This is a genomic window from Halomonas sp. M4R1S46, from assembly GCF_025725685.1.
Taxonomy (GTDB): domain Bacteria; phylum Pseudomonadota; class Gammaproteobacteria; order Pseudomonadales; family Halomonadaceae; genus Halomonas.
In genome coordinates, this window is record NZ_CP107008.1 from 3517556 (window position 1) to 3537179 (window position 19624).

The following is a 19624-nucleotide window of genomic DNA, read 5'->3' on the forward strand; positions in this document are numbered from 1 at the left end:
GGACTAATGGCCACGAAGCAAATACATGTTTTCATTAGCCACGCATGGGCCCACTCCGGGCACTACAACACGCTAGCCGGGTGGATATTTGACATTGAATGGTCTTCAGGGGATACAGATCTGGACTTCAAAGATTACTCTGTGCCAAAAAGCGACCCCATCCATAACGCCTCCAATGACAAGCTGTTAAAAGAGGCCTTATTTAACCAGATTCGCAGAAGTCATGTGATTGCGATACCAACGGGAATGTATGCCAACTACAGCAAATGGATTCAAAAAGAAATTGATGGTGCTAGAGAATATAAAAAACCTATTCTAGCCATCAACCCTTGGGGGTCACAGCGAAAATCCAGCATTGTTGCTGAAGCATCAGAAAAAAGCGTTGGATGGAACAAAAAAACGGTAGTAACTGGACTCTGGGAACTCTACAACAAGTAGATAAAACTTGACTCACAGATTTAACCCCTGTACTCACAAAAACAACGCAAGGGACTGGCGTGAAGAAACGCCAATCTCTTGCCACTTCCTTGCCAACAGTTACTTTCCCTATATAACACCTCTTGAGACTTTTAGCAAACACTTAAAGCATGTTGCTTACCTAATTCGAATGTTTCAACTTCCCACTGAGCGGGCTTTTCGTTCCGAAACTTTTTCTCAAAGCCCTCACCACTTTCCACCTTACCAATACCGTATGAGCAATTAGCCAACGATGCATAAACCCATCGACGGTCAGGCCGTTCCTCAAAAGATGGTTGCGCCAAAGCTTCGTCAAGCTCAGTGAGAATCACCTCTCGGACCTTGCGCGCACTCATCCGGTCGTATTTCGCTTCATCCGGATCAGTTTGCAAGCTTGATCTAAAGTCATAACAGGCCGCAAGATTTTCACCATTATAGTAATCGCGTCGAAACTCAAAACCACGTCCGTAGTGGAGAATGGCGGCATCAAGCTGAGCCTTGTCTCCGGTTAATAGCCATAGCCGCTTATGCATAGCTCCTGTTATACCTCGTGTCTCTGGGTCGTTTGAATTCTCAGGATGCAGAACTGAAATAATCTGCAACCCATTTACAAGTGCAGAGAACTCGGATGGTTGCTTAGACTTGTAGGTGACAAGCGCAAGCTGCTGAATAATGAATGGGTCGTTTGGCTTGAGCTGATCTGCGGCCATGTATGCCGTAACGGCATCACCATGACGGCTGTCTTCTCTTGCCGTTTCGCCAGCCCGCATGTAGCTGGATAAACGCTCTTGCTCAGCTTCCTTTTCGTCTAGGAGCTCGGCAAATTCATCATCGGTCAGCTGAGGCTGCTGCAGCTTAGGGAGGTAGGTATAGACCGGACTATCTGGCTGCTGAGCCACGAGCACCTCCTCGATAAGGCTCCGCAGCTCACGCGACGCACGTACCGCCTCGCGTGCACCGATATCCTCTCCAAGATGTTGGTACTGGAAGGTGCTGACGTGGTCTAAGTCAAAATAAAGTCGCCCTTTGTCCTCCTTCATCACTAGGGTCGAATTCGGCCGTAGCGCATGGCGGACGCCCAGCTCATAAATAGCATTAACGTTACCAGTAGAGATATCAGCAATTACCAAGTCGGCGCGCAGCAACATCTCGTACATCTCAGTGTCGATGATGCCGGAATGCATGACCTCGTCAGCACGAATACAGCGCAGCCCTATTGCTTCAACCGCAGGCTGGATAATCCCTTCGTAGGTTGCATCGAGATCAAGCGTTCTTCCCGTTTCAAAGTCAGTTTTCTTGCCGAACCCCATCACCACGAAGCACAGCTTCCGGTTGTCTCTCATACTCGCCTCGACGTTTTTATATGCTAACTAAACTGTAACAACGTTCCATCTGTGACCAATCTAACATTAGCAATCCTTGTCCGTTCCAAAAATCTTTTCTATCGCGTCTGTGCCTTGTTCGCCGAACACGCGTGCAGCGACCGTCACAGCCTGCATGTACATAGAATCACATTCACGTAGCATCTTCGCTTGTTTTCGAGCCATTCGATAGGCATCCTCAGCAGCCGTTAGCTGACCGAGCATAAGACTAGCCTCTCCCTTGGTGGCTAAACTCCACTGGGATTCATGCGATGCATCTACGTGATCAAGAGCTCTTCTCGCAAGATCTTTTACCTCAACAGGGACAGGTCCATCAGGCGGCCCCATCTCTAGAAGAAGGAAAGCCAAGTTAATAGCATGATAATAAGCCTGGCGATGATCGGAGACGGACTCGGCTCGCTCCAGCCCCTCAGTATAAAGCTCAAGTGCCCGATCCAAGTCTCGTTGCTGGCGCGAGACGAGCCAACAACGTTTCAACCGCCCCGCCAATACACCAATCGGATCAAGCGAGGAGCTGCCGCTAGAGCGGTTCCACTGCTCGATAACGTTCATTGCTTCGTCCTTTCGGCCAACACTTTCGAGAGCAAGCGAAAGGGTAACGATGGCGCTAGAGTCTAACCCCTCCCTGCCCGGCATCAAGAGCTCGATCACACGATCGAACTCATTATGCTCGACCGCCAGTCTTGCACTTTCAACAGCGCTACGGGCCCCACGCGCGCCGGTCAGCGTCTTATACAGTAGCTGATAGGAAGGGTGGTCAGTTGAATCTGGCCGCACTATTTCAAGATGGCTGCCCGGCACAACAGCCTGTTGCGCCTGTGGGTAAGGATCAATCGATGACGACGCTGGGACAAAGGCATCGGTTTCTCCTGCAACGACAGTAAACGAGAAGGGTGGGTACTCACCAATCCTCTCCTTCCACTCATTACGAAGCCCAGTTATAAAACTGCTGCCGGCGCGCATATCTCTAGCCTGTGGCTTAAGACGAGCACCAACAACCGCTTTTGATAGACCCGCACTTGGAGTTCCGTAGAGCACTACATGTGTCAGTCGCTGTCCCAGTTCTTCGCAATCGAGGATTGCTCGTTGAATAACGAGCCCTCCCATGCTGTGGGCGACGAGGGCAACAGCTCCGTACTGGTCAAGTGGAGTGTGCTTCAACTTCGTCGCCAACCCAGCAGCGATCAGGCGAATCTCTGGATCCGAGGTCCAAATAGGAAGATCAATAGAAAGATTTGTCGGATAGCCGGCGCTATAGACGTCCCAGTCATTCAAACGGTTATCGCTGAGCAACTGCATTACGAATGACGCCCACGTCGCAACCACGTCACCATGAAAGCCATGGACGAATACAATCGCAGCGCGACCACCAACGTTCCTATTGGCAACAAGAGAAGGTTCACAAAGATTCTCGGCCACCGCCATCGTGTCGGCACCATAGAAAAGGCGAAGGAGTTTGTCCTTGATCCTCAATGCTCTCTCCTCGTCAACACGACTCTCCTTTCGAAACCACACGAGAGAGCCATGTCAAGGAATTCAGCGGTAGAATCGCCCTGCCCCCGGGACAGACCTTCCCAGACTACAAAAGCGAGTCGCCGGTAGATTCCGGTTGTGCTCGCTATTTGAATGATCCGGTCATTGGCTGCAGAAAAGGCGCGTTCATCGCTGACGTCTAACCCGAGTTCGATTAGACCACCACGGTCGCGAGCCAACGCCACCAAATGGTCGAAGCGCTCACCCCAGCCTCCAGGTCGGTCGGTTACGGATATTTCACGGAAGATACAGGAAGTAAAGGGAAGCACAAGCGTGGCTGGGATCGCAAGCTTTTCTGCTGCTTCTAGGGCGATAATATCTGCGCCACATGCAGCTGAACAGATAAGATGTTCGACGCATTCCTGCTGGAAGCACCGGAAAATCTTATAGGCTACATGTTCGGCCTCTGCGAGTGGGAAGCGCAAGACATCAGCATCCTGTGCGTCAATCCGCCGACCAGCGAGAACCGCAACAGAAGGTGTAATGGAGCTACGAACTTTCATAACATAAAGCTCGATATAGGGTTTCTTAGCAAGATATACCTCCTACTACTTCAATTCATCAGCCAGCTTGGCCCATGGTACAATCTTAATATTTCCGGCGAGCCAGTCGGGCTTCCTTCCCTCAAAACCCTCGCCTGGATGGACCGCAATTACGCGCTTACCGAGCTCAAGGCTCTTCTGGACTTCCCAAGAAACCCACCGGCTCTGTACTGTGTTCTCTGAGATATAAACCACAGTGGTTGAAGAGCGGGCGATTCGCTCCCCAATCTTACGTCTAATATATTCTGCTTGCTCGCTGTCATAAGGTTTACGTACTGAGTGGTCGCTGAACTCGATATCGCTGTTCTCATTCTTCGCGTGGGCCCGAAGCAGGTTCACCTCATCCATGTCCTCAGTCGCGAAACTGATGAATACATTTCGTTTTCCGCCTTGGAGCGCCGCTCTTGCCTTCTCCTCAAGGGCCCGTATGTCCCCAAGTCTATTCCACCCACCACCACTGCTACCACCCATCTCAAGTCTCCTCAAACTTGAACTCGTTGCACGCGATGCATCCACCGCAGGCTTCTTCTCCACCCATGTGGCAAGAATAGGTATCCCTTATACCTTTACCGTGGGCGAGCGCGACAACGTCCGATTTGTGGAAGGAAGCGAGCGGAGCGAGCACTCTGATGCTTCTGCCCATGCAGCGTGCAATCATGCGCTCGGCATCACGAAGGAATGCATGGGTTTGGTCAGGAAACAGGCTAGTATCCTCGTGGAGAAGCCCGATTGAGACGGCATCGGCATCAACTTGGTATGCATGGGCCGCAGCCGTCAAGAGAAATAACATGTTGCGCCCAGGCGTGAATGCATCTTCGACTATATGAAGATTGACGTCAGTGAGGCCCGTGCGAATAAGCATACCAAAGCCGGAGAGGTCCGCAACCTTTGGCTCAGGCAAGTTCAGTCCGGCCATCGCCCGGTGGCAGGCCGCCAACTCCTGGTTGCAGGATCGCTGGCCATAGTTGATAAACAATGGGTGCTGGCGCAGACCTTCTTCCTGCGCGAGCTTAGCGGCGAGGGTCGAATCGAGCCCACCCGAAACAAGTGTGACGATGCTCATATTTTAACAGGCTCCACTTTTCGGCTCGCCACACGCATGACAATCCATATCGCCCAATCCAGCAGGCCCACCGGGCAATTTAGGTTGCTGGAATGATCGCGGAGCACGGCCTCAGACTGGTGGTATTTAGCAAGCTTGGCTATAGAAAGATTAGTTCCAGAATAGATACCGAGTGCTGTCATGTAATTCAGTACGTGTCGGTCGAGGATGGCTAGATCGTAACTCACACCCACGTTGCGCAAGAACATACTCGCTTGTTTAGGCCCCATCCCCGGCGCGTAAGCAACGAACCAAGCTCGGGCTTGTGAGGGATCGCTAAAATTCCCGACAAGAGCACGAAGCGAACCTGCCTCCAAAGTGACTGCTGCACGGGTTGAAGCCAAGTGCCGGGCGCGTGCCACAGGAAAGCGATATGAGCGGGGCCGACCCGCTACTGATAGGGGCATGCTCAGCACCTCGACGAGGCATTGTGTTAGTGACTCTGAATCACAACATTCAGCAAGGAGGAGTCCCTCAGCATCGATCGCGTCGGCAGCAGCGACTGCGAGGGAGTAGGGAACCTGGCTGCTCAAGACGCAAGATGACAATTCCCACCACAAGCGCCGCTCGTCCGGCGGCTTGGCGGGTTGGGCCACACGAGCCCGGACGTCCGGGCAAATGGCCGCGACGGCACTCGACAGTTTCCTGGAATCGTATGCGTTCATTTGAATAGCCCCGGGATCTGTTTCTTAAGGTGACTGACCATATCCCATCCGGTCAACCCTACCACAAATGCCTCCATATTATCCTCAAGAACAGCTTCTCTCATATCTTCCACAAAGCTGGTGAAGTAATCTAGATTATGAAACGCGACCTTACCACCAAAATCGACAGCCGGATCTTCTAGTGCTTCTCTTGCGATAGATGAATCGGTCACCTCAGTCTGAAATTTGAAGAAGTCAAAATGCTGGAAGTGATGGAGCCGGTGCGAGACGCGATCGACTACCATCCGGCACCATTCGAGGCCGTCGAAGGTATCTGCACCCGCAGCGGCCAGGACCGCGATACTCCAAGGATTCCCCGTTCCAAGAATATGGAGAGGCTGGTAGAAGGGCAGCTTGCTCAGCTCTTCCCTAATAGATTGGACCATTCTAGCGCGAGCAATAAGGCCGGGGCCAAGCTCGCGTTCCGGAATGGCGATGAGCTGGGGCTCAAGCCGATCTGCGACTTCGCGGGCGATCCGTGGAATGTGGCCGAGCTTGTATCCTCCCTTCTTCTGACTTGGAGCGTGTATAATCGGGAGTACAGAAGCGTCAGTGAATGACCTGTCATGCTCTACCGCCTTGACGATCTCGTCAATGGCGCGGTCCGGATTTTGTTTTGGTTTCATTATGTCAAAGCAGAATGCCCAGTCATGCGGGACCTGAGTAAGCACCTCTTTTAAATCATGCTTCTTCCACCTCCGAGTGCCCAAGCGGGACGCTTCGTAGTTTCCAGAGTCTACCAGAACAAATCCGCCATTTTTCCGGTACTCCGTTAGTTCGTCGATCAATGCCTGTGGTTTCCGCCGGGCAACCAAATCGTAGGCCGAGATGAGGATAGTCGGTGCCTCAAAGACACGGAGCGCCTGCAGAGCCTCACCCGGAACGAGCTGCGTCTCATGCGACGAGACTGACAGAAAGAGTGTCGGTAGTAACACCTTGCCGTTGGCAATCGCGGGTGGCCTTTGAGGCCTGTCTCTAGGCGGAACAACGCTTACTAAACGCCGCTGCAGTTGCAAAAATCCGGGATGATTGGCCTCACCATTCCAGCCTCGGAGGTCGGTACAACTATAAGAACCGAAGGAATAGGGCGGATCACTGTCATCAAGTCGGACGGGCAGGAGCTCAATGTTATTCTTTTCGCCAAGTCTCAATTCATCCGTGACAGTGCCCTTGTTCCGCGAGGAGGCAGAGAAAAGAGCAACGATGCAGCCCGCCTTCGGAATCTCCGTCTCAATTGCCTTAGCAAAGGGCCCGGTAATCTTGTCGTCCCACCAGGCATCCCAACGCTCCGAAAGGAGTCCGTGCAGCTTTTCGGCAACCATATGATCTTCACTCGCGTATACGATGTAGACATCTGCCATGCGCTGTTTGAACTCCAACTGAGTTTTTTATTTTTAAGTTAGACGCGCTCTGCTGCGGCCCAAGCGACAAAATAAAGCGCTGAGACAAAATCATCGGTAATCGTAACACCGGCCTCCCCGATTGATGTGCTCATTGCTCGCGCCCCGCTTTCATGAAGAACCACAACAGGGGTTCCCGCAGCTTTTGCGCACTGTGCCAGTTCGGCAGCTTCTTCACCAAGCCCGTCAGCTAGCACGAGTACCGCTGCGGTGGAGGTGCTAGAGGTGGTGCCATCCAATATCGGACTAGTGACCTCTACGCCGAGCTCGCGCAGTAAGAACCTCGCCTCTTCCATGGTGTAGCGCTGCCCAATTGTGTCGATCGAACCTTCAAGCGCGACCATACCTGCAGCAGCAGATTTTACCGGCACCTGATAACGAAGTATGTCATCTTGGAGTGGCAGCCGACTGGAGCTACAGTAGGCCCCGACCGAACGCGAAGCCATATCGGCGGCCTCCATCGCCGGCAGCCCCCCCTCAGCCCAATAATGCGCAAAAATCGCGCTGAATACGTCGCCAGTACCGATCTTGAACACACGCGACGAGCGGTAGGCAGGGACGTGTGCAGCACGACTACCACCTTCAAAAACCATTGCACCTCGAACCCCTCCTTTAGCGACAATGACGGTAGCGCCCTCGCTTTCCATGAGGCGCGAAGCTGCTGAGCTAAGCTCATCAATCCCCGTCGCAGATCGAAGCTCGAGTTCATTGAGCACAATCGCCAGCTCTCTCGCGACCGAACCATTCTCGCTAAACGAGGCCGGGTTTCGCCAAGTCTGCGGGTCGTAGACGGCGCGGTGCGCATCTACAATGGCATCTCCTTCGAGAAACCCGAAGCGCAGCACGGCCTCCCCACTAACTTGAAGCGGTGGCTGACGCTCGATCTCATCAGGAGGAGGTTGGATGTTTGGTCGTGAAAGCGTATGGAAGTATGCAACAACAATATCAGTTGGACGCGGGCTGAGGCATATATCGATCCCCAGCATCTCTAGTGACATGGCATCTTCACTGCCAAAATTTTGTGAGTAAGCGTGGAGAGTGCTGCTCTTTGAAAGAGCCGAAACTGCTGCCGCTGCACGGCCTCCTGAGCCAAACACAGCATTCCACAAGGGTACACAGCACAACTCGCGGTAAAGCCCGCCGGCTATATGCATTTGCTTTCTCCGACGCAAGATTTGAAGTTCACAGGCCCATCCGGATATCGTCGCGTGGAGCGTATTGCCGCTGTGGATAGCTGCGTTCGCGGAGTTCGACGGCACGGGTGGTGTCGGCGAGCAGGGTGTCGCCGATGGTCACCTGCACCCGGCGGTCGTGCGGGTGCAGGGTGATGCGGGGCTCGGTGGAAGCCGTTGCCATGGTGCCATCCCTGCGTATGGGCAATGTCGTTATGGTTGTGAGATTCAGCCTAGCACCAAAGAATGGTTTGTCCCATGCATGGGATCAACGGAGAGGCGAGCTTCAGTCATCGGGAATCAGCCGCTCGTTGACGTCGGAGAAGGCGAAGCCGGCCTCCGGGCCGCCGGCGATGACGTAGATGGCCCCCTCCACCGCCGCCGCATCCAGGCCGTGGCGGGCCGTGGGCATGGCGGGCAGGCGCTCCCAGCGGTCCTCCTCCGGATGGTAGCGCTCCGCTTCGTCGAAGGTGCGCCGCTCGGGTGTGAAGGTCTCGCCGCCGAACAGGTAGACCCAGTCGTCGAGCGCCGTCACGGCGACCCCGCTGCGCCCGGTGGGCACCGGGGCGCCCTCCTCCCAACGATCGTCCTCCGGGTGGTAGATCTCGTTGGTGGTCAGGCGGAAGGTAGAGTCGTCGCGGCCGGCGAGCACGACGATGCGACCGTCGATCTCGGCGGCACGGTGATGGTTGCGCGGGGTGGGCATGGCCGCGAGCCGGCTCCACGCGTCGCGTTGCGGGTCGTAGACCTCGTGGACGCCGACATCCTCCCGGCCGTGCGTGGTGCCGCCGATGGCGTGGATGCGCCCGTCGAGCACGGCCGTGGCCAAGGCGCCCCGCGGGGTGGGGAGCGCCGGCCCCTGGCGCCATTTATCCGTGTCGATGTCGTAGATATGGAAGGCGTCGGTGGGGGTGAAGCTGGCTTCGTCGTAGCCGGCGATCACGTAGAGCCGGCCGTCGTGATACTCGAAGCCGGCGTGATTGACGCCACGCGGCAGCTCCGTGAGGGCCTCCCAGCGGTCGTCGCCGGGGTCATAGACGAAGAGCGTGCGCGGCGCCGTGGCGTCGCGCTCACCGGCCTGCTGGAAGCCGCCGGCGAGGAAGATGCGCTCGCCGTCGGTGGCCACGCTGACCTCGGTGCGCGCCTCGGGTAGCGGTGCCATCCGGCGCCACTCACCGCTGGCTTCCCAAACCTCGGCGACGGCCAGGGGGGCCGCCAGGCAGAGCCCCAGGGCGACGCCCAGCCAGCCGCCATGGGCATAGCGTGCTCTGCAAGGCATGGTAAACCTCCTCCCGCCGCTGTCTCGCGCGCCTGGTTCCCTGGCGTCCTCCCGGCGGCGGTGTGGGAACCTCCCTTCAGCCTAGCAGGCGAATATTCGACGCTGGCCGCTCGATCCTGCCCAGGAGCGGTGGACGCCCCGTCAAGGCGGTACACTGAGCCGAGGCAACCCATGGCAAGCCAGGCTATTTCGCGCCTTCCAGTTTATCCGCCAGGTCCTGTGCCAGGGCCACCATGGTCATCGTCGGGTTCCAGGAACCGCCGCGTGGCCACAGTCCACCGCCCGTTACATACACGTTGTTGCTGCCCCTGAAGCGATAGTTCAGATCCACGGGGGCGGACTCCTCTTCCCCCAGGTACAGGGTGGAGCTTTCATGAACCAGGGCATCGACCCGTCGCTGGTGCCGGCCAGGGCGCTCGGAACTCCACTCCCCCTGATCCGGGTCGCCATGCCAGTACTCCACCCGAGCGGCGTCCTCCGGCGACAGGACGTCTTCCAGGATACCGAAGGTGGCCTCATCCATGGCGTCCCAGGTCCGATAATCCCGGGAGCTTTCCCTGACCTGCAGCAACGAGTTGGTGGTGACATTGCCATCCTGGTGATTGCGCAGGAACCAGGAATCCGGGTTATCGTAATCCAGCTCCCCCAGCACCGCGCAGACGAATACCACATAGCCTTCGGAGGATTGCAGCTGGGCCTGCGACGCGGTGGCCACCACATCCGGCATGTAGCGTAATGCCGTGCCCGCGTTCTTCGCCGGGTTCACATCCCACAACGACGAGAGCTGAATATGGAATTGCTGTTCATAGCTGTCGTCGGCCACACCGGCAACGTAACAGGCACTCAACTCCAGGTCGCCAAAGTGCCCTTGCGGGTCCAGTGACGACTTGGGAACCCGCGCGACGATGGAGCTGATGAAGTGCGCGGAAAAGCGTTCACCGAGCGTCTGGGTATCCGGGAAGGAATTACGCAGGAGGGTGGTGGGCGGCAGGGTGCCCATGGCCAGAATCAGCTGCGCCGCTCCCAGGGGCAGCACGCCTCGGGAGGTTTCCAGGGCGGTGGCCTGGCGAGCACCATCGATCTCCTGTTGCTGGATCTTCTCGACCGTGCAATCGGTGACAATATCCAGCCTGGCGCCCTTGCCGGCGGCGTGCAGCCTGGCCTGCTTGTCGGCCAACGCCAGGATATCGCCCGGTGTGGAATACTTCTGGAAGTCGATGCCGTTGACGTTTTCCGCGGCGGATGCCAAGGGCGCCGCCTGGGTCCGATAGATGCCGTCGACACCTTTTCCCTTTTCTCGTAGCAGCGATTGGATGCACTGCTGCAGGGGACCATACACGGGCCGACCCTTCCCGATGACGCGTAGCTCTTCCGTGCTGCGCTCCAGGTCGATCTGGTCGGCCTTCTGCACGCGCAGCAGGGCTTCGGCCGTCTCGAAGTTACGCCGGGCGGCCTCGATGGTGGCTGGCGGCCAACCAACCAGCTCGTCACCGTTCGGCCGGGGGCACCAGGCACTCCACAGCGTGGAGCGGCCACCGAAGAAGGGCACCATGCCGTGCTGCCAACGGACGGGGCCATCCTGCCCCAGGGCCGTGGTGGCGGACAGGGTCCAGGGGAAGGTTTCGGAGAGTCCCCCCAGGGTGTCCTTGAAGGGCAAGGGAAGGTTCTGGAAGTGTTCCGGAAGGAAAAAGGCGCCGCGCTCGATCATCAGGATACGGCTGTGAGGGTTGGCCTCCAGGACACGCTGGGCAAACGCCAGGGCGCAAAAGCCGGTCCCCACCACCACATAGTCATAAGCATTCTCCTCTCTGGCGGCTTTCCACGCAGAATTGGACAGGAAAAACACATGGTCCATGACCCGTTGCCCGGTGGGATCTTGAGGGCCCGGGGTCGGAAAACCATATTGAAGGTTTTGACTCGCTGCTGCGGTACCCATGGTCACTCCCTACGCGTTGGTGATTTCCATTCTCCGAGAGGCCTGATATGGCGCGCTCTCGGTCATTCACCCTTGTATGCCGGGATGTAGGGAGTCGCCGGGTATTACCCTCCCTGCGATCGTGCGGGTGCAGATCGCTACGGGGTTCGGGGAATCCGTTGCCATGGTGGCTCCCTGCGCACTGGCGGTATCGTTATGGTGTTCTGAGATTCAGCCTAGCACTGGAGTACGAGTTTTCCCGTACTTTGGCGCATCGAGTTGACGGGGCCGTACTCGATGGGCACGGCTTGGCTTCGTCGACCTTGCGCGTTCTTGCTGTCTTGCTCTTTTCCCGCTATTCCTGCCCCTACCCATTCACGACGCCCTTGAGCGAGAGGCCATGGTGTCCGAGCAACCCAGTATCCGTACCATCATCAAGCGATTGGCCGGCGACGAGGCCAAGCCGATCACGCCCACGACAGGCACGATGAAGGCGGCCATGAGCCGAGGGAGGATCGAAGGATGAGTGCAGGACATCGCGCACCGGCGCCGCTGACAGACCTGGGCGGCTGGAAGATCCTCTTCGTGATGGCGGCCGACGCCGAATACGGCCCGCATCTCAGGAGGCGTTTCGACCCCTTCATGACCGGCGTGGGGCCGGTCGAGGCGGCGGTGGAACTCACCGCCGCGCTTGCCGAATTGAACGCGAGCGGGCGCCTGCCGGACCTGGTGGTATCGCTGGGCTCGGCGGGCAGCCGGGATCTCGAGCAGACCGAGGTCTATCAGGCGACCTCGGTCGCCTACCGCGACATGGATGCCTCGCCGCTGGGCTTCGAGACGGGCGTCACGCCCTTTCTCGACCTGCCGGCGATCCTTCCCCTGCCGTTGCGCATTCCCGGGATTCGTGAGGCGTCGCTGTCGACCGGCGCCAATATCGTCTCGGGTTCGGCCTATGCCGCCATCGCCGCCGACATGGTGGACATGGAGAGCTATGCCTGCCTGCGTGCCTGCACGCGCTACGACGTGCCGCTGGTGGTGCTGCGCGGCATCTCGGACGGCAAGGCGGAGCTGCACCACGTCGACGACTGGACGGAGTATCTCCATGTCATCGACGAGAAGCTGGCCGCCGCCGTCGACCGCCTCGGCGAGGCGATCGGCCAAGGGCTGTTGACGCGCTAGGCTGGGTGAAGAAGGGACGTTCCGGAACCGCTCAAGGAGGCGCCATGCCCACCACCCGCACGACCTCGCCCGCCCTGGAGCGGGCCCACCTGGTGTGGGATCTGCTCATCATCGTGCTGGTGATCGCCAACCTGGCCCTGCTGCTGTTCGACAGTCTCTTACTGCTGCCACCGCTGAACGCTGCCTTCGAAGCCGTCGCCCCCGGCCTGCACGGCGCCTACGACCGGCATATCCATGCCAACTTCCTCACCATCGACCTGGCGTTCGTGGCCATCTTCCTGCTCGACGTACTGCTGGGTTGGGCGGTGGCCATCGCCGAGCGGCACTACCACCGCTGGTTCTTCTATCCCTTCGTGCACTGGTACGACGTGCTCGGCTGCATCCCGCTGGGCGGCTTCCGGCTGCTGCGCATCCTGCGCGTCATCTCGCTGCTGCACCGCCTGCAGCGCATGGGCCTGATCGACGTGCGCCGCTGGTACCTCTACGGCGTGGTCGCCAAGTACTACGACATCCTGCTGGAGGAGCTCACCGACCGCATCGCCATCCGCATGCTCGACAACGTCCAGAACGAGATCCGCGCCGGCGACGGGCTGTCCGCCCCGCTGATGGAGCGGGTGGTGCGGCCCCGCAAGCAGGCGCTGATCCGTGAGATCAGCCAGCGGCTGGAGGCCATGGCGGGCGACGCCTATGCCCACAGCCGCGACGATACCCTGCGCTACGTGCGCGGCCTGGTCGGCCGCACCCTGGCGGAGAGCCCGGAGCTCAAGCGGCTCGGGCGCCTGCCGCTGGGCAGCCAGCTGGCCCGGGGGCTCGAGGCCTCGCTCTCCGACCTGGCCTGCCGCCTGGTCGACGAGGCCCTGGAAGGCCTGCGGTCGGCGGAGTTCTCCGCCCTGGTGGAGCACCTGGCCGAGAGCGGCTTCGATGCCTGGCTGCGCACCGACCCCCATAGCGAACAGATCACCGAGCAGGTGCTGGTGGACATGCTGGAGCTGCTCAAGGAGCAGATCGCGGTCAAGGGCTGGCAGCACAAGTACGAGTGAGCCCGCCGGCGCCGCGAAGGAGAATCGGCGTCTGTCCGAATAGGCAGATCAGCGGGTGGCGCCGGGTGGCGTTGTCGATGATCACCGCGCCGATGGGGCAGCCGCCTTCGTCGTAGCTCTTCTGCGCGGTGGGGTCCCGACAAGATGCGCGGCAGCGGCGGCTTGCGTCAACCGCCGTCGGAGCGGCTATGCTGGGCGTCTGCTCACTCGAGAGGATGCCCGATGCTGGAGAGTCCCACCGCCCTCGCCGGCCAGGTCTTCGGCCTGGCCGCCCTGCTGCTGTGTATCGCCGCCTTCGCCAGCAAGCAGGACGAGCGCCTGCTGGTGCTGCTGATCTCGGCCAACGTCGCCTTCGCCCTGCAGTTCCTGTTCCTGCAGAGCTGGACCGCGGCGGCGCTGACCGTGCTGGTGATCGCCCGCATCGCCCTGGCCCGTCGCTACCCGGGCAGCAAAGCGGTGATGGCCGGCGTGCTGGCGGCCAGCGGCGTGGCCGCGCTGGTCACCTGGCAGGGCTGGGCGGACCTGCCCGCGGTGGTGGCCATGCTGCTGGGCACGGTGGGCATGTTCCTGCTGCGCGGCATTCCCATGCGGGTAATGCTGGGGCTGGCGGCGGTAGCCTGGCTGTTCAGCCACCTGCTGGCGGGGGCCGTGGGCGGCTCGCTGGCCGAGGCGCTGGTGGTGATCACCAACGCCATCACCATCTGGCGCCTGTTGCGGGCGAAGCGGCGCTACCCCGAGGCGTTCGAGGGCACCGCGTCCTGAGCCAGGCGCGCGGCGCACTCACTTCATCGCGAAGCCGCGGCAGGCCGATAGGGGTACGTCCCCGATTACTCCTCTAGCCAACCGACGATGATATCGGCCGGATGACGGCCGGCAGCGCCTCGCTGTACGTCCTCGACTACGCTGCTTCCGCCCTCGAACCGTCCGAGTGCCAAGCCCACCTTCGCAGGATCGGTCGCGCAGTCTATGCCTATCAACGTCGTCGGCATCACGCCCCCCTGCCGCTGCCACCCCCGACAGTGAACTCGACAGCGCGCTCTGCCATCGGCTTATCGTGCCGGCAGCATCTGCCAATGTATCCACGGTGGTTCGAAAGCCGACGTCACGCCACCCTTTCCACGACCTTGTCGGCATCGAACGCCAGCCTCCCGGCAATGTCCTTCATCTCTTCGATCGGCTGGTCATAACTCCAAGCCACATCGACGTTATCGACGAGCGAGTAGTAGGTGGTATCGCCCTTGAAGGGGCAGTGGGTCACGGTGGACGACACCGAGAGTTTCGACATGTCCACATCCTCTCTGGGCAGGTATTGCCGGTGTGGATAGCCGCGCTCGCGCAGTTCGATGGCGTTTCGGGTGTCGGCGATCAGGATATCGCCGTGAAAGATCCTCACCCGGCGATCATGCGGGTGGAGGGTGATGCGCGAGGTATCGGTATGATCGGCCATGTCGGCCTCCTGGCGTGGGTGGCACTTCCGCCAGCTTAGGGGGCATGGCGGGGGCTGTCACTGGATCTGGACCTTGGCCATGCGTTGGCCATCGGCAGGGGGGGGTGGCGCCGGCCGGCCGATGGAAGCGGCGCAGGGGCAGGGAATGCGGCCATGGAGCGACTAGGCGAATTGCTCGACGCCTTCTGAACCGTTCACGCGCCGGTTCAGTCGGCCGATCTGCTGGATATCGTGCAGGTAGAGGTCCAGCTTCGAGGCCCCATGGGCCAGCAGCGCCGACGCATAGACCAGTGCCGCCAGCACGAACACGTTGTTGGCCCAGGCCAGCGAGGGAGCTGCCACCGGATAGGCCGCCGTGAAGATGCTCGCCGCGCCCCAGAAAAGCGCCAGAAGGCTGCTGGCCATGACGATCATCAACACCGGCCCCCGCCGGTAGCGGGCCGGCGGGCGGGTCTTCCAGAACGGCAGGTGCGCGATTCTCAGCTCGCCGTTGGTCTCGATCCGCCGCTTCCGTCGCAGCAGCGGCTCCGCGAAAGCCTTCTGCTTGCCGGATGCGACCGCCGCCAGCACCAGGCGCGCATCGACGCCGCTACCGAAGATGCGCCGCACCGCCTGCACGAAGCCCGGCGACGGCTCGCCGCCGGCACACCCCCGAGCCTCGTCGGTCAACGACTTCAGGGCCTGGTTGACCCGCTCCGGACGCTCCTCCTCGTCCTCGAAGTTGATCGCGTAGTGCACGCTGTACACCTGATAGAGCGCGAGCGTCACACCGACGAAGATCAGGAAAAACGCAACGTATATCACCATGACAACCACTCACCACCCTGAAAGTTCGGCCCATCATCATGGGCATACTCGGCCCGCTTCGCCATGCCCCTCTCATCGGCCAGTCGCCCCGCACGAGACGTTAACTGGCCTCGTCGTGACACGGCAGCGACAGCGCACCGCTGATGAAACGAAAATTGCCCGCGTCCTGCCCCGGCGCACTCACTCGTGCTGCAGGATATTGACGAGCTTGCCGAACGGATCGCGGACGTAGAAGCGCCGCACGCCCCAGGGTTCGCTGACGGGGCCGTATTCGATGGGTATGTCCGCCTCCTCGAAGCGCACCAGCGCCGCCTCGAGATCGTCGACCTCGATGGAGAGGTCGGGCACTGGCGTTCCCGAGCCGCCCTCCGTGCCGAAGCTCACCTGGACCCGCATCCGCTCGTCCGAGCCGTAGGTGCGAAACCAGCCGTGATCCATGAGCCGCTCCAGGCCCAGGAGGCCCCCGTAGAAGGCCTCCGCCCTGTCGAGATCTTCCGTGGCCGTGTTGGCCATGATGCGCTTGACCTTCATCCGTCACCTCGGCTGCTGTGTCCCTGGCGTGGTCGAGCAACGCACCCTCCCTGCCGCATTCGCCGGTCGGATGCGCCCCATCCACCAGCCAGCCTAGACGGCGGGAGCGAGGCTGTCAGACGGCCTGCTAGAGGCGCCAATAAGACCCTGCCCGCGCCGCGTCGAGCCGGCGTTGCGAGGCCCCTTTCTTCGCAAGGTCCCTTCAAGGCCCGCCCGCTGCCAGCGGCAGCCACACGTGCTCGTAGCTGATGGATAACGCGACCCACACCAGCAGTGCCGCCATCGCCAGGCTGAAGCCCTTGAGAATCGTCGGGTTCTCGATGCGCTGCCCGACCACGGCGCCCATCAGCGCATAGCTGCCGGGGGCGCCGAAGGCCAGCGCCGCCAGCCCCAGCGACCAGAGCACCAGGCTCGCGCCATGGATGCCGGCGGCGGGGAACTGGATCGTAGCGATCGGCAGGGTCGCGATCATGCCCTTGGGATTGCAGAGCTGCATGATCAGGCCATCGCGAAAGCTCAGCACGCGTGACGCCTGGCGAATGGCCCCCGGGTCGATACTCGAGCGGGCGACCTTGATGGCGAAGTAGAGGATATAGGCGCATCCCAGCGCCCCCACCACGGCGAGCATGTCGCCGCGCACCCAGGCCGCACCGAGCCAGCCGAACGCCAGGAAGAGTACCAGCATGGCCAGCCCCACCCCGACGAAGAAGCCGAGGGAGGTTCTGGCCTGGCCGTTGAGGCCCGCATTCAGGCCGAGCAGGTTCACGGGCCCAGGCGTGTACATGACGCCCAGGGCATAGGCGACGATCTCTAACATGGGGAAGCCTCGGGTTATCGGCTGACGCTGCGCTGGTACTGGAGGGGCGTCATGCCATAGATGCGCTTGAAGCGGCGATTGAAATGGCTGAGGTCGGTAAAGCCATAGCGGAAGGCCACCTGATTGGGTGCCGCCCCCGCCGCCAGGAGGGTGCGCGCGGCATTGACCCGGCAGTTGAGCACATACTGGTGCGGCGTGATGCCGAACTGCTGCCGGAACAGGCGCAGGAAGTGGTACTTCGAGAGGTGGGCGGCCTGGCTGATATCGTCCAGCGATACATCGTCTTCGAGGTGCGCGAGGATGTAGTCCTTGGCCCGCAGCAGCAGCGCATCGGGCCGGCTCGGCCTGCCGTCCGGCCGATGATTGCCGGCACGCTGAACGAGGCGGGTCGCCACTCGGTAGAGGGCGTGCTCCTGATCGATGCGCGTGCCCTCCTGATGGGTCACCAGATGAGCGAGGTCCAGGATGGCACGGCGCAACTCGGGATCCGCAATCAGGGTCTCGCCGCATCGGAACCTGCCGGCCCGCTCGCATCCCGCCGCATCGGCAAACAGTGCCTCGAGGTGGGCGGAAGGCACGTAGGTCATGACATACCCCAGCGCGCTGTCGCCCCCCGGGTGCCCATCGTGCACCTGCTCGGGATTGAACTGGATGACGTTGCCCGGCGGGCTGCGGTGGAACTGGCCGCCGCTGAAGAAATCCTGCCGCCCGGCGAGAGTGACGCCGAAGGCGTACTCCTCGTGGGCATGACGGTCGTAGCTGAAATCGCTCAGCGCCGCCTGCAGCACCGTAAGCTCGGGGATATGCCGGCTCTTGAAGTAGTCGAACCGACTGAATTGCTTCGCCATGCCTGCCTCCCGGAACGCCACTCAGGCATAGCTTAGGCCTGGCCCAGGCCACGGGCTTGGACATTATTGCGGAATTGGCCAGGATTCGCCGACTCAGCGGCGATAACTCCTGTAGCTCATTTGATCATCCGGGACCCTACAGTTAGTCGACGATCGCACCGCAGGTCATGTTTGCGACTGTCCCGGTCATCGAACTTGCATGATCTGACGCCATGAGGGCGGCCATGTCGCCGACCTCGGCCAGGGCCGGCAAACGCTTGAGCAAGGTCATCTCTTCGAGCGAGGCGATGAAGTCATCTCGTGTCACCTTGCCGGCGGCGGCGTGAATATCCATCGTTTCGGGGATCGACTCCGGGGAGCCGGCCGAACGCAAGCAAACCACCCGCACGCCTTCGGGCCCAACCTCAGCGGCGAGTTGTCGGCATAAGCCTTCCAGCGCCGCACACGCCACGCCGAACCCCCCGCAGTGTGGAATGGCCAGGCGCGCGGGTGTCGCCGTGAGCATCAGAATCACGCCCGCCCCCTGCCTGGCCATATGCCGCGCCGCGGTGGTGGCCGTCAGGAACTGCGACCGCGTCGCCCTGTTGATCGGGCGGGCGAAATCCTCGAGCGACATCTCGACGAGCAGGGTGCCCTGAACGTCGTCCATGCCGATGGCATTGAACGAGATATCGATAAGTCCCGCCTTGCGGATGATCTCGGCGGCGTGCGCTTCTATGGCCTGTTCGTCGAGCGCGTCGACAACCGCCGTCTCAGCTACGCCGCCCGCCATGGAGATTTCCTTCGCGACCGCATCGAGCTTTGAAAGCGTGCGGCCGGCGAGGAAGACGCCTGCTCCCTCCCGGGCAAACGCGAGGGCAACCGCACGACCGATAGCCCCGCCAGCCCCATAAATCACGGCATTCTTGTTGCTGAGCAGCATCTCCATTCTCCTTTCAGTTCGTGGGTGGTGATATCTGGTAGTCGAATGGAGAGCCCTGAAATCTACAAAGGAACGCCACGGAATTCGGGGGGGACAGCCCCGGGGGATCCCTCAGGGTCCGTCCCCGATCACTCGTCCCCGATCACTCCACGGTGGTCGCCCCTCAGGCCGTCACCGCCGCCTCCCGGCTGGCCTGATGCCGCGCCTGCAGCCGGGCGATCAGCCCATCCACCCGGCGCTCTGCCGCCTCGAGGGAGGCGGCCAGCCGTTCCCCACCTTCTTCCTGATGCTCGATCGCCACCCGGTGGATACGGCTGATGCCGATGAATTCCAGCGCCGTGGCCAGGCCGGGTTCCAGGTGATTCATGTGGGCCAGCTCGCCGCCGGGCTCGAAGCCGGCGCCGCCCCGTGACGACAGGATGATCGCGTGACGCGGCCGGTCGGCCAGCAGGGGCGTGAAGGGGTCGTCCGGCCGGCTCGGGTCATAGTCCACCGTGCGCCCCATGCGCACCACCAGGTCCACCCAGGCCTTCAGCGTCGCCGGCATG

General features: G+C 60.5%; 22 protein-coding genes. 4 read left to right on the plus strand and 18 right to left on the minus strand.

Going from position 1 to position 19624, the window contains the following annotated elements; translation table 11 throughout:
- The first annotated feature begins 6 nt into the window (after positions 1-6).
- The gene (locus OCT48_RS16230) at positions 7-438 is read left to right on the plus strand and encodes a TIR domain-containing protein (protein ID WP_263590170.1); all 432 of its coding nucleotides are present in this window, start codon (positions 7-9) and stop codon (positions 436-438) included.
- Between the two features lie 131 nt (positions 439-569).
- Here the strand turns inward: OCT48_RS16230 and OCT48_RS16235 are convergent, their stop codons facing one another.
- From OCT48_RS16235 to OCT48_RS16280, 11 genes are all read right to left on the minus strand, one after another.
- Entirely contained in the window at positions 570-1799 is a 1230-nt protein-coding gene (locus tag OCT48_RS16235; protein ID WP_263590171.1) for a tetratricopeptide repeat-containing protein, read from the minus strand.
- A gap of 66 nt (positions 1800-1865) precedes the next feature.
- Positions 1866-3311 carry a tetratricopeptide repeat-containing protein gene (locus tag OCT48_RS16240; RefSeq protein ID WP_263590172.1) on the minus strand — a complete coding sequence of 482 codons (1446 nt, stop codon included), beginning with the start codon at positions 3309-3311 and terminating at the stop codon, positions 1866-1868.
- On the minus strand, positions 3308-3874 hold the full coding sequence (locus OCT48_RS16245; RefSeq protein WP_263590173.1) for a hypothetical protein: 567 nt from the start codon (positions 3872-3874) through the stop codon (positions 3308-3310). The genes OCT48_RS16240 and OCT48_RS16245 overlap by 4 nt, the downstream gene beginning before the upstream one ends.
- A 45-nt stretch (positions 3875-3919) precedes the next feature.
- Positions 3920-4384 (minus strand): TIR domain-containing protein, encoded by a 465-nt coding sequence (locus tag OCT48_RS16250; protein ID WP_263590174.1) that lies wholly within the window; start codon positions 4382-4384, stop codon positions 3920-3922.
- A gap of 1 nt (position 4385) precedes the next feature.
- Entirely contained in the window at positions 4386-4976 is a 591-nt protein-coding gene (locus tag OCT48_RS16255; protein ID WP_263590175.1) for a 7-cyano-7-deazaguanine synthase, read from the minus strand.
- The gene (locus tag OCT48_RS19630) at positions 4973-5680 is read right to left on the minus strand and encodes a hypothetical protein (protein WP_412031019.1); all 708 of its coding nucleotides are present in this window, start codon (positions 5678-5680) and stop codon (positions 4973-4975) included. The genes OCT48_RS16255 and OCT48_RS19630 overlap by 4 nt, the downstream gene beginning before the upstream one ends.
- Entirely contained in the window at positions 5677-7080 is a 1404-nt protein-coding gene (locus tag OCT48_RS16260) for a toll/interleukin-1 receptor domain-containing protein (RefSeq protein ID WP_263590176.1), read from the minus strand. The genes OCT48_RS19630 and OCT48_RS16260 overlap by 4 nt, the downstream gene beginning before the upstream one ends.
- Positions 7081-7118: 38 nt before the next feature.
- Positions 7119-8273, minus strand: coding sequence for a carbohydrate kinase family protein (locus tag OCT48_RS16265; RefSeq protein ID WP_263590177.1), 1155 nt, complete (start codon positions 8271-8273; stop codon positions 7119-7121).
- A gap of 28 nt (positions 8274-8301) precedes the next feature.
- Complete coding sequence (locus tag OCT48_RS16270) at positions 8302-8475, minus strand: DUF427 domain-containing protein (RefSeq protein ID WP_263590178.1); 174 nt, start codon at positions 8473-8475, stop codon at positions 8302-8304.
- A 102-nt stretch (positions 8476-8577) separates the two neighbouring features.
- The gene (locus tag OCT48_RS16275) at positions 8578-9570 is read right to left on the minus strand and encodes a Kelch repeat-containing protein (RefSeq protein WP_263590179.1); all 993 of its coding nucleotides are present in this window, start codon (positions 9568-9570) and stop codon (positions 8578-8580) included.
- Between the two features lie 184 nt (positions 9571-9754).
- Positions 9755-11425: a GMC oxidoreductase gene (locus OCT48_RS16280; RefSeq protein ID WP_263590180.1), complete on the minus strand. Its 1671-nt coding sequence runs from the start codon at positions 11423-11425 to the stop codon at positions 9755-9757.
- A gap of 582 nt (positions 11426-12007) precedes the next feature.
- On the opposite strand from OCT48_RS16280, the gene OCT48_RS16285 reads away from it, so the two are divergent.
- From OCT48_RS16285 to OCT48_RS16295, 3 genes are all read left to right on the plus strand, one after another.
- Complete coding sequence (locus tag OCT48_RS16285; RefSeq protein ID WP_263590181.1) at positions 12008-12664, plus strand: 5'-methylthioadenosine/S-adenosylhomocysteine nucleosidase; 657 nt, start codon at positions 12008-12010, stop codon at positions 12662-12664.
- Between the two features lie 44 nt (positions 12665-12708).
- On the plus strand, positions 12709-13704 hold the full coding sequence (locus tag OCT48_RS16290) for an ion transporter (protein WP_263590182.1): 996 nt from the start codon (positions 12709-12711) through the stop codon (positions 13702-13704).
- Between the two features lie 222 nt (positions 13705-13926).
- Positions 13927-14466 carry a YgjV family protein gene (locus OCT48_RS16295; protein ID WP_263590183.1) on the plus strand — a complete coding sequence of 180 codons (540 nt, stop codon included), beginning with the start codon at positions 13927-13929 and terminating at the stop codon, positions 14464-14466.
- Between the two features lie 340 nt (positions 14467-14806).
- Here the strand turns inward: OCT48_RS16295 and OCT48_RS16300 are convergent, their stop codons facing one another.
- From OCT48_RS16300 to OCT48_RS16330, 7 genes are all read right to left on the minus strand, one after another.
- Positions 14807-15151, minus strand: a complete 345-nt coding sequence (locus OCT48_RS16300) for a DUF427 domain-containing protein (protein ID WP_263590184.1) — start codon at positions 15149-15151, stop codon at positions 14807-14809.
- A 162-nt stretch (positions 15152-15313) separates the two neighbouring features.
- The gene (locus OCT48_RS16305) at positions 15314-15958 is read right to left on the minus strand and encodes a hypothetical protein (RefSeq protein ID WP_263592638.1); all 645 of its coding nucleotides are present in this window, start codon (positions 15956-15958) and stop codon (positions 15314-15316) included.
- Between the two features lie 180 nt (positions 15959-16138).
- Complete coding sequence (locus tag OCT48_RS16310; protein WP_263590185.1) at positions 16139-16489, minus strand: VOC family protein; 351 nt, start codon at positions 16487-16489, stop codon at positions 16139-16141.
- Positions 16490-16691: 202 nt separating this feature from the next.
- Complete coding sequence (locus OCT48_RS16315; protein ID WP_263590186.1) at positions 16692-17306, minus strand: LysE family translocator; 615 nt, start codon at positions 17304-17306, stop codon at positions 16692-16694.
- A 14-nt stretch (positions 17307-17320) separates the two neighbouring features.
- A complete protein-coding gene (locus OCT48_RS16320) occupies positions 17321-18154 on the minus strand; it encodes an AraC family transcriptional regulator (protein ID WP_263590187.1) in 834 nt (277 codons plus the stop codon).
- A 142-nt stretch (positions 18155-18296) separates the two neighbouring features.
- Positions 18297-19076, minus strand: coding sequence for an SDR family NAD(P)-dependent oxidoreductase (locus tag OCT48_RS16325; RefSeq protein WP_263590188.1), 780 nt, complete (start codon positions 19074-19076; stop codon positions 18297-18299).
- Positions 19077-19239: 163 nt separating this feature from the next.
- Complete coding sequence (locus tag OCT48_RS16330; RefSeq protein WP_263590189.1) at positions 19240-19623, minus strand: NAD(P)H-dependent oxidoreductase; 384 nt, start codon at positions 19621-19623, stop codon at positions 19240-19242.
- Position 19624 lies beyond the last annotated feature (1 nt).

What these genes read in the sequence shown, in the direction of transcription:
- OCT48_RS16230 (WP_263590170.1), top strand. Translation starts at nt 7, where the DNA reads ATGGCCACGAAGCAAATACATGTTTTCATTAGCCACGCATGGGCCCAC.
- OCT48_RS16235 (WP_263590171.1), bottom strand. Translation starts at nt 1,799, where the DNA reads ATGAGAGACAACCGGAAGCTGTGCTTCGTGGTGATGGGGTTCGGCAAG.
- OCT48_RS16245 (WP_263590173.1), bottom strand. Translation starts at nt 3,874, where the DNA reads ATGAAAGTTCGTAGCTCCATTACACCTTCTGTTGCGGTTCTCGCTGGT.
- OCT48_RS16250 (WP_263590174.1), bottom strand. Translation starts at nt 4,384, where the DNA reads ATGGGTGGTAGCAGTGGTGGTGGGTGGAATAGACTTGGGGACATACGG.
- OCT48_RS16255 (WP_263590175.1), bottom strand. Translation starts at nt 4,976, where the DNA reads ATGAGCATCGTCACACTTGTTTCGGGTGGGCTCGATTCGACCCTCGCC.
- OCT48_RS19630 (WP_412031019.1), bottom strand. Translation starts at nt 5,680, where the DNA reads ATGAACGCATACGATTCCAGGAAACTGTCGAGTGCCGTCGCGGCCATT.
- OCT48_RS16260 (WP_263590176.1), bottom strand. Translation starts at nt 7,080, where the DNA reads ATGGCAGATGTCTACATCGTATACGCGAGTGAAGATCATATGGTTGCC.
- OCT48_RS16265 (WP_263590177.1), bottom strand. Translation starts at nt 8,273, where the DNA reads ATGCATATAGCCGGCGGGCTTTACCGCGAGTTGTGCTGTGTACCCTTG.
- OCT48_RS16270 (WP_263590178.1), bottom strand. Translation starts at nt 8,475, where the DNA reads ATGGCAACGGCTTCCACCGAGCCCCGCATCACCCTGCACCCGCACGAC.
- OCT48_RS16275 (WP_263590179.1), bottom strand. Translation starts at nt 9,570, where the DNA reads ATGCCTTGCAGAGCACGCTATGCCCATGGCGGCTGGCTGGGCGTCGCC.
- OCT48_RS16280 (WP_263590180.1), bottom strand. Translation starts at nt 11,425, where the DNA reads ATGGACCATGTGTTTTTCCTGTCCAATTCTGCGTGGAAAGCCGCCAGA.
- OCT48_RS16285 (WP_263590181.1), top strand. Translation starts at nt 12,008, where the DNA reads ATGAGTGCAGGACATCGCGCACCGGCGCCGCTGACAGACCTGGGCGGC.
- OCT48_RS16290 (WP_263590182.1), top strand. Translation starts at nt 12,709, where the DNA reads ATGCCCACCACCCGCACGACCTCGCCCGCCCTGGAGCGGGCCCACCTG.
- OCT48_RS16295 (WP_263590183.1), top strand. Translation starts at nt 13,927, where the DNA reads ATGCTGGAGAGTCCCACCGCCCTCGCCGGCCAGGTCTTCGGCCTGGCC.
- OCT48_RS16300 (WP_263590184.1), bottom strand. Translation starts at nt 15,151, where the DNA reads ATGGCCGATCATACCGATACCTCGCGCATCACCCTCCACCCGCATGAT.
- OCT48_RS16305 (WP_263592638.1), bottom strand. Translation starts at nt 15,958, where the DNA reads ATGGTGATATACGTTGCGTTTTTCCTGATCTTCGTCGGTGTGACGCTC.
- OCT48_RS16310 (WP_263590185.1), bottom strand. Translation starts at nt 16,489, where the DNA reads ATGAAGGTCAAGCGCATCATGGCCAACACGGCCACGGAAGATCTCGAC.
- OCT48_RS16315 (WP_263590186.1), bottom strand. Translation starts at nt 17,306, where the DNA reads ATGTTAGAGATCGTCGCCTATGCCCTGGGCGTCATGTACACGCCTGGG.
- OCT48_RS16320 (WP_263590187.1), bottom strand. Translation starts at nt 18,154, where the DNA reads ATGGCGAAGCAATTCAGTCGGTTCGACTACTTCAAGAGCCGGCATATC.
- OCT48_RS16325 (WP_263590188.1), bottom strand. Translation starts at nt 19,076, where the DNA reads ATGCTGCTCAGCAACAAGAATGCCGTGATTTATGGGGCTGGCGGGGCT.
- OCT48_RS16330 (WP_263590189.1), bottom strand. Translation starts at nt 19,623, where the DNA reads ATGCCGGCGACGCTGAAGGCCTGGGTGGACCTGGTGGTGCGCATGGGG.